The sequence below is a fragment of the Streptomyces zagrosensis genome (genome assembly GCF_014203645.1).
Lineage (GTDB): Bacteria > Actinomycetota > Actinomycetes > Streptomycetales > Streptomycetaceae > Streptomyces > Streptomyces zagrosensis.
The window spans coordinates 308,078-321,667 of record NZ_JACHJL010000005.1; the positions used below are offsets into that span (position 1 = coordinate 308,078).

Annotated in this window: 11 protein-coding genes and 1 pseudogene; 3 read left to right on the forward strand and 9 right to left on the reverse strand. The window is 69.9% G+C overall.

The features are described from left to right. Nucleotides 1-71: 71 nt before the first annotated feature. Nucleotides 72-1,004 carry a methionyl-tRNA formyltransferase gene (fmt, locus tag FHS42_RS12555; protein ID WP_184572120.1) on the reverse strand — a complete coding sequence of 311 codons (933 nt, stop codon included), beginning with the start codon at nucleotides 1,002-1,004 and terminating at the stop codon, nucleotides 72-74. A 251-nt stretch (nucleotides 1,005-1,255) separates the two neighbouring features. Between fmt and FHS42_RS12560 the strand changes: the two genes are divergently transcribed. Further along, nucleotides 1,256-1,780, forward strand: a complete 525-nt coding sequence (locus FHS42_RS12560) for a hypothetical protein (RefSeq protein WP_184572122.1) — start codon at nucleotides 1,256-1,258, stop codon at nucleotides 1,778-1,780. Nucleotides 1,781-1,858: 78 nt separating this feature from the next. Next, a complete protein-coding gene (locus tag FHS42_RS12565) occupies nucleotides 1,859-2,791 on the forward strand; it encodes an IS5 family transposase (RefSeq protein ID WP_312866850.1) in 933 nt (310 codons plus the stop codon). Nucleotides 2,792-2,868: 77 nt separating this feature from the next. Here FHS42_RS12565 and FHS42_RS12570 read toward each other — a convergent pair whose 3' ends face one another. Next, nucleotides 2,869-5,055 (reverse strand): primosomal protein N', encoded by a 2,187-nt coding sequence (locus FHS42_RS12570; RefSeq protein ID WP_184572385.1) that lies wholly within the window; start codon nucleotides 5,053-5,055, stop codon nucleotides 2,869-2,871. 254 nt (nucleotides 5,056-5,309) lie between these two features. Here FHS42_RS12570 and FHS42_RS12575 point away from each other — a divergent pair. Next, nucleotides 5,310-6,345: pseudogene (locus FHS42_RS12575) on the forward strand (transposase); the annotation flags it as partial. Between the two features lie 275 nt (nucleotides 6,346-6,620). Here FHS42_RS12575 and metK read toward each other — a convergent pair. The 7 genes from metK to FHS42_RS12610 all read right to left on the reverse strand — a co-directional run bounded on the left by metK (nucleotide 6,621) and on the right by FHS42_RS12610 (nucleotide 13,519). Beyond that, nucleotides 6,621-7,841, reverse strand: a complete 1,221-nt coding sequence (gene metK, locus FHS42_RS12580) for a methionine adenosyltransferase (RefSeq protein WP_184572124.1) — start codon at nucleotides 7,839-7,841, stop codon at nucleotides 6,621-6,623. 377 nt (nucleotides 7,842-8,218) lie between these two features. Continuing rightward, entirely contained in the window at nucleotides 8,219-9,586 is a 1,368-nt protein-coding gene (coaBC, locus tag FHS42_RS12585; protein ID WP_246494604.1) for a bifunctional phosphopantothenoylcysteine decarboxylase/phosphopantothenate--cysteine ligase CoaBC, read from the reverse strand. A 132-nt stretch (nucleotides 9,587-9,718) separates the two neighbouring features. Further along, nucleotides 9,719-9,991 (reverse strand): DNA-directed RNA polymerase subunit omega, encoded by a 273-nt coding sequence (gene rpoZ, locus FHS42_RS12590; protein ID WP_184572126.1) that lies wholly within the window; start codon nucleotides 9,989-9,991, stop codon nucleotides 9,719-9,721. Nucleotides 9,992-10,192: 201 nt separating this feature from the next. Then, nucleotides 10,193-10,813, reverse strand: a complete 621-nt coding sequence (gene gmk / locus FHS42_RS12595; RefSeq protein ID WP_184572128.1) for a guanylate kinase — start codon at nucleotides 10,811-10,813, stop codon at nucleotides 10,193-10,195. A 38-nt stretch (nucleotides 10,814-10,851) separates the two neighbouring features. Continuing rightward, the gene (locus tag FHS42_RS12600; RefSeq protein WP_184572130.1) at nucleotides 10,852-11,175 is read right to left on the reverse strand and encodes an integration host factor; all 324 of its coding nucleotides are present in this window, start codon (nucleotides 11,173-11,175) and stop codon (nucleotides 10,852-10,854) included. A 248-nt stretch (nucleotides 11,176-11,423) separates the two neighbouring features. Continuing rightward, nucleotides 11,424-12,296 (reverse strand): orotidine-5'-phosphate decarboxylase, encoded by an 873-nt coding sequence (pyrF, locus tag FHS42_RS12605; protein WP_184572131.1) that lies wholly within the window; start codon nucleotides 12,294-12,296, stop codon nucleotides 11,424-11,426. Continuing rightward, on the reverse strand, nucleotides 12,293-13,519 hold the full coding sequence (locus FHS42_RS12610) for a quinone-dependent dihydroorotate dehydrogenase (protein WP_184572387.1): 1,227 nt from the start codon (nucleotides 13,517-13,519) through the stop codon (nucleotides 12,293-12,295). The genes pyrF and FHS42_RS12610 overlap by 4 nt, the downstream gene beginning before the upstream one ends. Between the last annotated feature and the right edge of the window lie 71 nt (nucleotides 13,520-13,590).

Genomic DNA, 13,590 nt, shown 5'->3' on the forward strand with positions numbered 1-13,590 from the left:
CCGGCACCCCGCCGAACGCAACGGTGCCGCCGCTCCAACGAACGGCACCCCAGGCGCCGCCCCTCGCGCGGCTACGCCTCGAAGCTCTCCTGTGCCGCGATCCGCACACCACGTGCCCAGTCGGCACCGGGCATCGGCTTCTTCCCCTGCGGCTGCACCCACAGCAGTTCCACGGCATGGCTGCCCGTGCCCACGTACACGGCGTTCTTCGTCGCGGCCAGCTCCGCCGGGGCGAGATCGGTGCGCTCGGTGACCAGGCGCACGGACATCACCTTCAGCCGCTCGCCGCGAAAGACGGTCCAGGCGCCGGGCGCAGGGGCGCAGCCGCGTACCACCCGATCCACGCGCAGGCCAGGCGCCGTCCAGTCCAGCCGGGCGTCCTCGACCGCGATCTTCGGTGCGAGCGAGACATCATCGGCCGACTGCGGTACGGGCCGCAGCGTGCCGTCCTCGATGCCGTCCATCGTCGCGGCCAACAGCCCCGAGCCGGCGAACGCGAGCCGGGTCAGCAGATCACCGCTGGTGTCGGTGGGGCGCACCTGCTCGGTCAGCACCCCGTACACCGGTCCCGAGTCAAGGCCCTCCTCGATCAGGAAGGTGGAGGCCCCGGTCATCTCGTCACCGGCGAGCACCGCGTGCTGCACAGGCGCTGCGCCGCGCCAGGAGGGAAGCAGCGAAAAGTGCAGATTGACCCAACCGTGGACCGGAATGTCCAGTGCGACCTTGGGTAGCAGCGCCCCGTAAGCGACTACCGGGCAGCAGTCGGGCCCGATCTCCCGCAGCCGGGCCAGGAAGTCCGCGTCGCGCGGCTTGACCGGCTTGAGCACCTCGATGCCCGCCTCCTCGGCGCGCTGCGCCACGGGGCTCGCGACCAGCCGGCGACCGCGCCCGGCGGGCGCGTCGGGCCGGGTGACGACGGCCACGACCTCGTGCCGGTCTGACGCAATCAGTGCGTCCAGGGCGGGTACGGCGACCTCGGGGGTACCGGCGAAGACGAGCCTCATAGCTGGCGAACTACCTCTCACACGCTGCGGAACGGCGCCCCAGTCTAGGCCGCCGCGCGCACGGCGATCCGGCGCCTTCGCCCGCCCGGGTCCAACCCGATCAGGGGGCGTACGCGAGCGGCCCCGCGCGCCCCGGACCGTGACCACCAGGGCGGCTGTCGCGTTGGTCAAGTCAGATTGACCGAATCGGGCCGCTCCAGCGGCCCGATCCTTTTCCTGTCGATTTCAACGCCGGTTCGAGAGGCTTGTTCATGGCCGACCACGCAACCCACGACGCCCAGGCCCGGGCCAGCCTCCATCTGCTGGTCCGGGACATCGAGCGGGTCCGGCGGCAGGTGGACGCACTGCGTACCCTCACTGCCCAACTCGGCAACGTCTACCGCCCGCGCCGCACCGGCCCCTCGGCGGGCTTCGTCGTTTACGGGCGTGCGCCCGCGCCGACGGTACGGCTGGCGCAGGAGCTGCGGGACAGCATCGAGACGCTGGTGACGGCCGCGGTGGACTTCGATCGTTCGCTCGGCTTCTCGTGGGATGCGGTGGGGTCGGCGCTCGGCGTCACCAAACAGGCGGTGCACCGCCGCTACGGCAGCAGGCGGGCCAGCACCGGCGGCGCCGACGTCGAGCCGCTGCGTACGGTCGAACGACCGGCGGACGGGGCGAGCGTGCCGATCGTCCCGGCCGCCCGTTCGGTCCCGACCGTGCCCGGCCCACCACCGACTGCCCCCCTGCGGGAGGACGCCCGCTCCGGCGCCCTCCCGGGCCCGCGCAACGGCTGATACCCGCGCATCCGGCTGAGAGCCTGTCGGGTGGCTGATCATGTGCGGAGTGTGTTGGTAGTGATCCGCTGTGCGGGCATGGTGACGGCCCCGGAACGATCACGTGGTGTGTGCCAGTGCGACAACTCCGAGGCCGTCAGCGGTCCATGCTATCCGTCCAGCCTGACCGATGAGATGTGGGAGATCATCCAGCCCCTTCTTCCCGTGCGTGACCTGCGCAAAGGCGGCGGAGTGCGCGAGTATGGGGACCGGCTGGTGCTCGACTCGGTCTTCTACGTGCTGCGCTCGGGCTGTCAGTGGCGGATGCTCCCGCTCGATCTGATGCCCTGGGACGCGGCCCACCGCTGGTTCACCACGTGGCGCCGGGACGGCACCTGGGACCGCGTCCACGGCGAGCTCCGCAGCTGGGTGCGGATCGCGGCCGGCCGCGATCGTGAGCCGTCGGCTGCCGTGATCGACGCCCAGTCGATCAAGACCAGTGAGGGCGGCGAGGCACGCGGCTTCGACGCAGGCAAACGAACGACGGGGCGAAAGCGACACGTGATCGTCGACACGATGGGCCTGCTGTTGGTCGTCGCCGTTACTTCCGCGTCCGTGCAGGACCGGGCCGGAGGCCGGATCGTCCTGACCCGGCTCGCCGCCGGCTTCCGCACCGTTGCTTGGGTGTGGGCCGACGGCGGATACGCCAACTCCGTTGATTCCACACTGCTTTCATGGGCCCGTGACGCGCTGAACCTGGCCGTGGAGATCGTGAAGCGCACTGACGATGTCAAGGGTTTCAAGGTCCTGCCTCGCCGCTGGGTGGTGGAGCGAAGTTTCGGCTGGCTGGTCCGCAACCGTCGGCTGGCCCGTGACTACGAACGCCTGTCCGCGACCTCTGAAGCCATGATCAAGGTCGCGATGATCCGCCTCATGCTCGTCCGACTCGCCGGGCAGCCATCACGGTGGAGCCATGACTCCCAACGCAAGGCCGCCCGATCCACGACCGTCGAGGACCTAATCACTGCGTAGTCAACCGGCCACCCGACAGGCTCTGAGACTTGCGCATCCGGCGGACGCCAGCGCCCCGCCCGTACGCGCCCTCTGCCTCAGCCGATGTCGGGCGGGTCCACCCGCACCCACACTGGTTCGCCTTCGCGGCGGGTCAGCCGTGTCGCCTGGGCCATCTTGAGGGCGCCTGCGAGCGCGGCCCCCTGCCCCGGTCGCACCCGGATCAGGGCACGCTCCCACCCGCCGGGGTCATCGGCCGACCCAAGCCGAGGTGCGGACGGCGGGTCGCCGCCGGTGCGGGCCCGGCCGGGCGGCGGGGCCTCGACTGGCACCGGTCCAAGGACTTCTGCCGTGCGGGGCAGTTCCGCTAGATCGAGCAGACCCGCGACCGCATCGGGCGGTCCAGATACCGACGCCATCCGGGAGACGGGCGGAAAACCAAGCTCAGCCCGCTCCGCCAGTTCCCGAGCCGCGTGCCCGGCCGGGTCCCAGCGCACCAGGGCCTGCACGGGGCGCAGCGTCGGCTCGGCCACGATCGTCACCACGCCCCCCGCCTCCTGCCCGCGGACCAGCGAAGCCGCCCCCAACCAGCGCCGCAGCGCCTCCTCGTCCGCACGAAGGTCGGGGCGCGAGAGCAACGCCCAGCCATCGAGCAGCAGCGCCGCCGCATACCCGGGGCCCTCGGCGACGGGTTCGGCACCCGGTGTGGAGACCACGAGCGCGGGGCGGTCGGGGACGGTGTCGCGGATGTGGTCACGCCCCGAAGCCAGCACCGGCACCTCGGGAAAGGCGCGACCCAACTCCTCCGCGGTGCGCTGGGCACCGACGATCTGGGCGCGCGCCCGCTGTCCGCCGCATTCGGCGCAGTGCCAGTCGGGCGCCTGCGTTCCGCACCAGCCGCAGCACAGTGCGGCGCCGGCGGCCAGCGCCTGCAACGGCCCCTGGCAGTGCCGGCAGCGCGCGGGCTCGCGACAGCGCTCGCAGGCGAGCCGAGGTACGTAGCCCCCGCGTGGAACCTGCACCAGGACCGGGCCATGCCGCAGCCCCTCGCGCGCGGTCTGCCAGGCAAGGCTGGGCAGCCGCGCGGAACGGGCGGCTACGTCTCGTCCCAACTGCTCGTCCCCCACGGTACGTACCAATGGGGCGATCTGACGGGCCACTTCTCGGTCGGCGGCCAGCGGCAGCGCCCATCGAGTCTCCACGAGTTGCGCGGCCTCGACCGTACGGCTGACACCGCCGAGAAGGAACGCGGTCCCCTCGTGCGCGCTGCGCAACAGCAGCACCTCGCGAGCATGCGGCTGAGGGGAATGCCGCTCGCTGTGGCTGGAGTCGCCGTCGTCCCAGATGGCGACGAGCCCCAGTTCGCGCACGGGGGCGAACATCGCGGCCCGGGTTCCGACGACGGCCCGTAGAGAGCCGCGATTGATCGCCAACCAGCGGCGGTAGCGCTCTTCGGGACCGCTGTCGGCGGTGAGCAGTACGTGCCGGTCTGGCCCGAGCAGCGCGCCGAGTGCGGCGTCCACCCGGGCAGCGCTGCGCCCATCAGGCATGACGGCGAGCGCACCGCGTCCGGAGGCGAGCGTGGCGGCCATCGCCGCGGCCAACTCCTGTGGCCAGGTGGGCCCGGGCAGCGCTGTCCACACGGCGCGCGGAGCGTCTCCCCGGGCCAGGGCACGCAGAAAACTCGGCCCGTGCGGATAGCGCTCCCAGCTTCCGGGCGCGGGTTCGCCCGGCGGTGGCAGCGGCGCGGGGGACGCCTTGGCCTCCACCCGGGCATGGCGGTGGGGCACGGCGAGCTGGAGCACATCGGCGAGCGAGCCCGCATACCGGTCGGCGACCATGCGGCACACCGTGAGCAGCCCGGGGCCCAGGGCCAGCTCGGGCGACAGGACCTGCGCGATGGCGGCGAGCGGCCCCCGGTAATCGGATTCCGCCACCCGCTCCAGGATGTAGCCGTCGAGAAGTCCACCGCCTTCTCGCCGACCGCCGCGCACCTGGCCGGTGCCCGCCCCGAACCGCACCCGCACCCGCACCCCGGGCTGCGCCTCGGCGTCCATCTCCGCCGGTACCGCGTAGTCCCAGAGCTTGTCCAGATGGACCGGCCCCTTGTCTACGAGCACCCGAGCGACGGGCAGCTCCTTAGCCAGCGGCGCCCCGCGCCAGGTGCGCGGCTTCGCCTTGGGCACCTTGGTCTTTCGCACGGTCTCGCGTATCAGCGCAAGCTGCTCCCCGGCCCCCGAGTCGCCCGAGCCCCGCTCGCGCCTGTGCTCCGGCTCCTCCCCCACGCCTCGCGCACCCCCCGCGCGCCGCGCACCCCCCGCCCGCGAGGCATCACCGGCGCGCTCCACCCGCCCCGGCTCCTGCCCCGGCCACTCGTTCTCGCTGCTCACAGCATCAGTCTTAGCAGACACCTCCGACACCGCAGGGCTCCGCGAGGGGCGAGGGAGGGGCGCCGGCCGCCGAACTGTCGCCTAGCTAACTGCCGCGGCCCCAGGCCCAACGGGGACGCTGTTGGTTGATTCGGGTGGGTGTCGATGTCGTGCGGCCGAGGGAGCCGGTGGTGATCCCGGGGAAGACGGTGCGGGTGGCGCGGGTCGTGTTTTTGAGGGGGGAGTCTGGCGATCCGGGTTCGGAACGAGCTGGGGGCGCTGTTTCGCGACGAGGAGTTCGTGGATCTGGTCCCCTTGCGGGGGAAGCCTGCCTGGTCGCCGGGGCGGTTGGCGCTGGTTTTGGTGTGGCAGTTAGCAGAGGGACTCACCGACCACCAGGCGGCGGGAGCAGTCCGCGCGAGGATCGACTTCACGCACGCCCTGGGCCTGAACCTCGATGACCCCGGGTTCGACTGCAGGGTGCTCTCGAAATTGCGGGACCGCTTGGTGGAGGCAGGGGCCGGGCGGCGGGGTGTTGGTCGGCATATTGACCGTGGCCAGGGAAAAGGGCCTGCTCAAGACGGCGGGCCGGGCCCGCACCGACTCCCCGCATGTCCTGTCGTCGGCGCGTGAGCTGCGCTGGCTGGAGATGGTGGCCAAGACGCTGCGAGCGGCGCTCAACGCGCTCGCCCAGGCGGTCCCCGACTGGCTGGTGAGCGTCGCGGAGCCGGACTGGTTCAAGCACTACGCCACCCGGGCCGAGGATTCCCAGTTTCCCGCAGCCCGCACCTGACGCGAGAAGGTGGGCTACGCGTTGGCGCGAACGGGATGCGGCTGTTTGAGGCGGACTTCGACCCGTCGGCACCGCACGGCCTGAATTCGCTGCCCGAGGTGCAGGTGCTGTGGCAGATGTGGGCCGAGCACTTCCAACGGGCAGGGGGCGCGGTCAGGCGCCGGGACCCAAAAGACCGGCCGCCGGACGCGAGGCGCCTGCTCACCCTCTACAACACCGACGCACGTGGCAGCGTGAAACGCGACACTATGTGGCACGGCTAAAAGGTCCACTTCACCGAGACCTGCAAACCGGGCGTTCCGAACCTGATCACGAACGTTGCCACTGCGATGACGAACGTTGCCACGACGGTCGCCACCGGCTGGGACTGGTCGATGACCGAGGCGATCCATGACCAGCTCGTCTGCGCAGATCCCGCTACCGCGGCCTGACGAAGACCGGCCTCCAGGACCAGCTCATCAGCGCCGCCATCAATCTCGTCCGCACCGACGCCCACCTCACCGGCACACCACGAGCCTTCACCCGCCACTACGCAGCACTTCGCCCCGCCGACCAAGTCGACGAGGCGAAGCAACAGGGCCCGAATCAACCCACAGCGTCCCCAACGGGTCTGGGGCCGCCGCACGGCGTACCTGATGACGTGCGGTCTCGCGGCGCGACGCCGCGAGACCGCACGTCGAACGGTTACTTACAGGCCCGCGGCCTTGCGCAGTGCTTCTACTCGGTCCGTGCGCTCCCAGGTGAAGTCCGGCAGCGGGCGGCCGAAGTGGCCGTACGCCGCGGTCTGGGCGTAGATCGGGCGGAGCAGGTCGAGGTCGCGGATGATCGCGGCCGGGCGAAGGTCGAAGACCTGGCTGATGGCCTGCTCGATGCGCTCGGCATCGACGGTGGCCGTGCCGAAGGTCTCCACGAAGAGGCCGACCGGTTCGGCCTTGCCGATCGCGTACGCGACCTGGACCTCGCAACGCGAGGCGAGGCCGGCGGCGACCACGTTCTTGGCGACCCAGCGCATCGCGTACGCGGCCGAGCGGTCCACCTTGGACGGGTCCTTGCCGGAAAAGGCGCCGCCGCCGTGGCGGGCCATGCCGCCGTAGGTGTCGATGATGATCTTGCGCCCGGTGAGTCCGGCGTCACCCATCGGGCCGCCGATCTCAAAGCGCCCGGTCGGGTTGACCAGCAGCCGGTAGCCCTCGGTCTCCAGCTTGATGCCGTCGTCCACCAGGGCCCTCAGCTCAGGCTCCACGACGAACTCGCGGATGTCAGGAGCGAGCAGCGAGTCCAGGTCGATATCGGACGCGTGCTGCGAGGAGACGACCACGGTGTCCAGCCGGACAGCCTTGTCACCGTCGTACTCGATGGTGACCTGCGTCTTGCCGTCCGGGCGCAGGTACGGGATGGTCCCGTTCTTACGCGTGTCCGACAGCCGGCGAGAGAGTCGGTGCGCGAGGTGAATCGGCAGCGGCATCAGGTCGGGGGTCTCGTCGCAGGCGTAGCCGAACATCAGCCCCTGGTCGCCTGCGCCCTGCTTGTCGAGCTCGTCTTCCTTGTCCGCGGCCGAGCCCTCGATGCGGGTCTCGTACGCGGTGTCAACGCCCTGCGCAATGTCGGGCGACTGTGCCCCGATGGATACGGAAACGCCACAGGAGGCTCCGTCGAAGCCCTTCTTGGACGAGTCGTAGCCGATCTCAAGGATCTTGTTGCGCACGAGGGAGGCGATCGGCGCGTACGCCTTCGTCGTCACCTCACCCGCCACGTGCACCAGACCGGTAGTGATCAAGGTCTCGACGGCGACCCGAGAGTGCGGGTCTTCCTTCAAGAGGGCGTCGAGGATGGTGTCGCTGATCTGGTCAGCGATCTTGTCAGGGTGGCCCTCGGTAACAGATTCCGAGGTGAACAGGCGGCGGGACACATCGCTCCCTGGGGTTGCAGCGGCTGCTGGCTAAGCATGGGCGGAGACGCACGGGAGCTGCGCCCGACGCGAATCCGAGGTCAGTTTATCGGTCGTTCTCGCTGATTGGGCAGCGTGTCTCGCAACACGGGCACAGGGTGACTTGTCCCACACACTTGTCTGGGGTGAATCGTGTGTTCGGCGATGGACTGGGGGGTTATTTCCCGCCGAACTCCGGCCGATTAAGGGGCGGGCTCGGCATGCCTCGGACCGGCTCGGCTCTGGCCCGGGGGTGCCGGCGGAGCACCGCGTGCGCAGCGAGGGTCCGCGGTGCCCCGTATCGCCCGTTTCGCGGCTGGGCCGTGCGTCAGCCGTCCACCCGCGTCCGCCCGCAGCCTTCAGGTGTTGGTGGACTGATCGAGCACGCGGGAGATGAGGTCCCACACCGTCTCGGCCAGGGCTTCCTTCGGGCCGTACGGAATGGGCGTCTCGCTGCCGTCCGCGCCGAGCACAACGGCCTCGTTCTCCTCCGTACCGAATGTCTTGCGCTCCCCCACCTCATTGACAACCAGCAGGTCACAGCCCTTGCGGGCGAGTTTGGCCCGGCCGTTGGCCAGCACGTCGTCAGTCTCGGCCGCGAAGCCGACAACCACCTGGCCGAGCCGGGCACGGTCGGCCGACAACTCGGCAAGGATGTCCGGATTACGCACCAGAACTATGGGTTCCGGTTCCTGCCCGTCCCGCTTTTTGATCTTGCCTGACGCGTACACCGCAGGCCGGAAGTCCGCGACGGCCGCGGCCATCACCACCGCGTCCGCGTCCGCCGCGGCCTTCAGCATCGCCTCACGCAACTGCACGGCCGTACCCACGCGCACCACGTCGGCCCCGGCCGGATCGGGGAGCGCACTGTTCGCGGACACCAGGGTGACTTTGGCACCGCGCGCCACAGCGGCGCGGGCCAGCGCGTAGCCCTGCTTGCCCGAGGATCGGTTGCCGAGGAAGCGCACCGGGTCTAGCGGCTCCCTGGTGCCCCCGGCGCTGACCACCACATGACGGCCCGCGAGTTCATCCGGGGCGGCGCCGCCCCGGCCCGTGGCCAGTACGCGGCGGCACACCTCGAAGATCTCGCCAGGGTCCGGCAGCCGCCCCTTGCCGGTGTCCACGCCGGTCAACCGGCCGACCGCGGGCTCGATGACCAGCGCGCCGCGGCGCCGCAGGGTCGCCACGTTCTCCTGGGTGGCCGGGTGCTCCCACATCTCGGTATGCATGGCGGGCGCGAAGACGACCGGGCAGCGTGCGGTGAGCAACGTGTTGGTCAGCAGGTCATTGGCGAGCCCGTGCGCGGCCCTGGCCAGCGTGTCCGCGGTGGCGGGCGCAACCACGACCAGATCGGCCGTCTGTCCAATCCGTACATGCGGGACCTCGTGCACATCCGACCACACCTCGGTCGCGACGGTATTACCCGACAGCGCCGACCAGGTCGCCTCGCCGACGAAGTGCAGCGCGGACGCGGTCGGCACCACCCGTACGTCATGGCCCGACTCGGTCAGCCGCCGCAGCAGCTCACACGCCTTGTACGCGGCGATGCCACCGCTCACGCCCAGCACGACGGATGGCCTGCGGGGCGCGGACGACGCCTGCCCGGCCTGCGCTCGGGGCCCCGCCGTCGCGTGCGCGGCCGGCTCCCCTGCGCCAACCGCCCGCTCGATGTGGCGCCCGGTTCCGGCTGCCGTCTGGGGCTCCGTCTGGTCTGAAGGCTTGTCCATCGCTCGCTTCTCCCCACGCTCTCGCATTGGCCCATGACACACCACGGGCCCGGCAGCCGCTCTCCCGGCCAAATGGCCGAAAGGTACCCGCTGCCGGGCCCGTGGTGAACAACAACGTACCGATGTGCGCGACTACTGCGGCGGGCCCTCGATGGCCTCGGAGGTCAGCAGGCCCGCGTTGATCTCGCGGAGCGCGATGGACAGCGGCTTCTCGTGGACGTGAGTGTCCACCAGCGGGCCGACGTACTCCAGGAGGCCCTCACCGAGCTGCGAGTAGTACGCGTTGATCTGGCGGGCTCGCTTGGCGGCGTAGATCACCAGGCTGTACTTCGAGTCGGTGGCCTCAAGCAGCTCATCAATCGGCGGGTTGATGATGCCCTCGGGCGCGGTGATGGAAGAGGACACTTCTGCCTTCCGATCGGGTTCAGCGATATCGAAGACGCTATCCGTGACAGCGTCGGTGGCTGTAATACCAGTGGTTACCAGCAGTTACGAGTAGTTACCGGTAGCCGTTTTATCAAGTCAGCGACTGTCAATCACTGTCATTGGCGGTCACTGGCAGTCATTGACAGTTACTGACAAGAGGCCAAAGAGACCACAAAAAGATCAGACCACTCGCATCAAGGCTAGCAGCTCAGCGCTGACGTCCTCGACGGAGGTGTTGATCAGGGTCGTATCGAACTCGGACTCGGCAGCCAGCTCGATCCTCGCCGCCGCCAGTCTGCGCTCGATAACCTCCGGCGACTCGGTGCCCCGACCGGTCAGGCGGCGCACCAGTTCCTCCCAGCTCGGTGGAGCCAAGAAGACCAACTGGGCCTCCGGCATCGAGGTGCGGACCAGCCGCGCGCCCTGTAGGTCGATCTCCAGCAATACCGGCTCCCCCGCCTCCAGCCGATCGAGCACCGCGCGCCGCGGGGTGCCATAGCGGTTGCCCGCGAACTCGGCCCATTCCAGCAACTCACCGTTGGCGATGAGCTTGTCGAACTCCTCGTCCTCGACGAAGAAATACTGGACGCCGTGCCGCTCGCCGGGACGCGGCTTGCGGGTGGTGGCGGAGACCGAGAGCCATACCTCGGGATGAGCCTTGCGCAAATGCGCGACGACCGTGCTCTTACCGACCCCGGAGGGGCCGGAGAGCACGGTCAGCCGCGGACGTGCGTCCGGAGGTACGGGGGATACCGCCTGCGAAGCGAGGGGGCTGGTCGCCCCCTGGGGGTGTGCTGCCATGCGGCGATTATCCAGGTTCCCGGGACCACCTGAAAACGTCAGGCAGGACCACTGCCGAACTCGCGCTCCAAAGAGGCGATCTGGTTGGAGCCAAGACCACGCACCCGGCGGCTCTCGGAGATGCCGAGCCGCTCCATGATCTGCTTGGCACGGACCTTGCCCACGCCGGGGAGGGATTCAAGGAGGGCGGAGACCTTCATCTTGCCGATGACGTCGTTCTCCTGGCCCTGCTTGATGACCTCGTGCAGCGAGGCGCCGGAGTGCTTGAGCCGATTCTTGACCTCGGCGCGCTCCCGGCGAGCCGCGGCGGCCTTTTCGAGCGCGGCTGCGCGCTGTTCAGGGGTAAGGGGCGGAAGAGCCACGCCTACGTCACCTCGGATATCGAACTGTCGGATAGGGACCGGTGAGGAACCTAGTCGCCCCTCACCTGGGGAGCAACGTGCAACGCGCTCGCGCGTTCTCCCCCACTGCCTTGAGAGCGCGGGAGGTGCCCCCACTCGTCGGAGACTAGCGGCCACGGCCGCTCCAGTCAGCGAGAACAGATGAAAAGTCCTGGTCAGACTCGCTCGACCAGGACTTTTCAGGGCAAAACCACCGGGTTCTGCGGTACTTATTTCGCGGCTGTCCATACTTCTTCGGCGATCTGGGCCGCCGCGGCACGCAATGCAGCGGTGTCAGGGCCGTGCCGCAGCACTCCCCGGCTCACGCTGGGCACCACGTTGCCCACCGCGTCGCCGAACACCGCCGGAAGATCGGCGGGAGTGGCGCCCTGGGCGCCGATGCCGGGTGCCAGGAGCGGCCCGTCGATGGCTAGCGAGCCGCCCGCCGCGGCGAGCGAGTCGCCCAGCGTCGCCCCGACGACCGCGCCAAAGGAGCCGAGCGCAGCGCCGTTGCCGCGCCAGTTCTTCCGCTCCGCCCCGTTTTGTTCGGCGAGATGGCCGAGCATGGTGGCGGCGACGCTGCGGCCATCGGCCCGTACCGCGTGCTGCACCTCGGCGCCCTCCGGATTGGAGGTGAGGGCCAGGACGAACAGACCGCTTCCACTCGCGCGGGCCAACGCGATCGCTGGGTCCAGCGAGCCGAAGCCCAGATAGGGGCTGACGGTGAGCGCGTCGCAGAACAACGGCGAGGCCGGGTCCAGGTACGCGGCGGCGTACGCGGCCATGGTCGAGCCGATGTCGCCCCGCTTGGCGTCCATCAGCACCAGGGCCCCAGCGTCCCGCGCATCGGCAACGGTGCGCTCCAAGACGGCGACGCCGCGCGATCCGAACCGCTCGAAGAAGGCGGACTGCGGCTTGAGGACGGCAACCCGATCAGCGAGGGCCTCCACCACGGTGCGCGAGAACCGCTCCAGTCCCGCGACGTCATCGCCAAGGCCCCAGTCGGCGAGCAGCGAGGCGTGCGGGTCGATGCCGACGCACAGCGGCCCGCGGGTGTCCATGGCACGCCGCAGCCGGGCGCCGAAGGGCTCGGTGACGCTCATGTCAGCTTCTCCCCTGGTTCGTTGGTCTTTTCCTGGTTTGTTTCGGTGGCCTTTCCCTGCGTCTTGTCGTGGGCCTTGTGCTGGGCCTCGCCGTGGAGATCGCCGCGGGCCGCGCCCTGGAAGTCGCTTTGGGTTGCGGCACCGACCGCTTCGGCGAGGGTGGCGTACGGGCTGGCGGCCAGTCGCTCGGCCAGCCCCTTGTGGAGGGTGCGGCACCACAACGGGCCGCGGTAAATGAAGGCGCTGTAGCCCTGGATGAGGGTGGCACCCGCCAAAATGCGCTCCCAGGCGTCGTCCGCGCTCTCGATGCCACCGACCCCCACCAGGGTGACCCGATCGCCGACACGGGCGTACAGGCGGCGCAGCACTGCGAGCGAGCGGGCTTTGACCGGAGCGCCGGAGAGCCCGCCGGTCTGCGCCACCAGCGAGACATCGCTGGTCAGGCCGAGGCCCTCGCGGGCGATGGTGGTGTTGGTGGCGATGATGCCGTCCAGGCCGAGTTCGACGGCGAGGTCGGCGACGGCGTCGATGTCCTCGTCGGCCAGGTCGGGGGCGATCTTCACCAGGAGGGGGACGCGGCGGATGGTGACCGCCCGGTCGGCGGCCTCGCGTACGGCGGTCAACAGCGGGCGCAGGTGCTCTACGGCTTGCAGGTTGCGCAGTCCCGGCGTGTTGGGCGAGGAGACGTTGACGACGAGATAGTCCGCGTGGGCGGCCAGCCGTTCGGTGGAGGTGACGTAGTCGGCGATGGCCTCCGCCTCCGGAACCACCTTGGTCTTGCCGATGTTGACGCCAACGGTGGTACGGAAAACCGGCCTGCGGGCGGCGAGGCGGGCGGCGACGGCGGCGGAGCCCTCGTTGTTGAAACCCATCCGGTTGATCAACGCGCGGTCGCCGACGAGACGAAAGAGGCGCTTACGGGGGTTGCCCGGCTGGGCGTGCCCGGTAACGGTGCCGACCTCGATGTGGTCGAAGCCCAGCATGGTCATGCCGTCGATGGCCAGCGCGTTCTTGTCGAAGCCGGCGGCGAGGCCGAACGGGCCGTGCATCCGCAGGCCGAGTGCCTCGGTACGCAGCGCCCGGTGGCGGGGGGCGAGCACGGCCGCGATGACGGTGCGCAGAACGGGGATGCGGGCGGCGAGCCTGATCCAGGAAAAGGCCAGGTGGTGGGCCCGCTCGGGGTCCACCCGCTGGAAGAAGAGCCGGAAGAAGAGGGAGTACATGCGGGCTGCGTACTTTCGGTAGGCCGACACGAAGTAACACGAAGTAACACGGAGCAATGCTGAGTAGCGTT

Coding starts and splice junctions, on each gene's coding strand:
- FHS42_RS12610 (WP_184572387.1), bottom strand. CDS start 13,519: ATGTACTCCCTCTTCTTCCGGCTCTTCTTCCAGCGGGTGGACCCCGAG.
- pyrF (WP_184572131.1), bottom strand. CDS start 12,296: ATGAGCGTCACCGAGCCCTTCGGCGCCCGGCTGCGGCGTGCCATGGAC.
- coaBC (WP_246494604.1), bottom strand. CDS start 9,586: ATGGACAAGCCTTCAGACCAGACGGAGCCCCAGACGGCAGCCGGAACC.
- FHS42_RS12560 (WP_184572122.1), top strand. CDS start 1,256: ATGGCCGACCACGCAACCCACGACGCCCAGGCCCGGGCCAGCCTCCAT.
- gmk (WP_184572128.1), bottom strand. CDS start 10,813: ATGGCAGCACACCCCCAGGGGGCGACCAGCCCCCTCGCTTCGCAGGCG.
- fmt (WP_184572120.1), bottom strand. CDS start 1,004: ATGAGGCTCGTCTTCGCCGGTACCCCCGAGGTCGCCGTACCCGCCCTG.
- FHS42_RS12565 (WP_312866850.1), top strand. CDS start 1,859: ATGGTGACGGCCCCGGAACGATCACGTGGTGTGTGCCAGTGCGACAAC.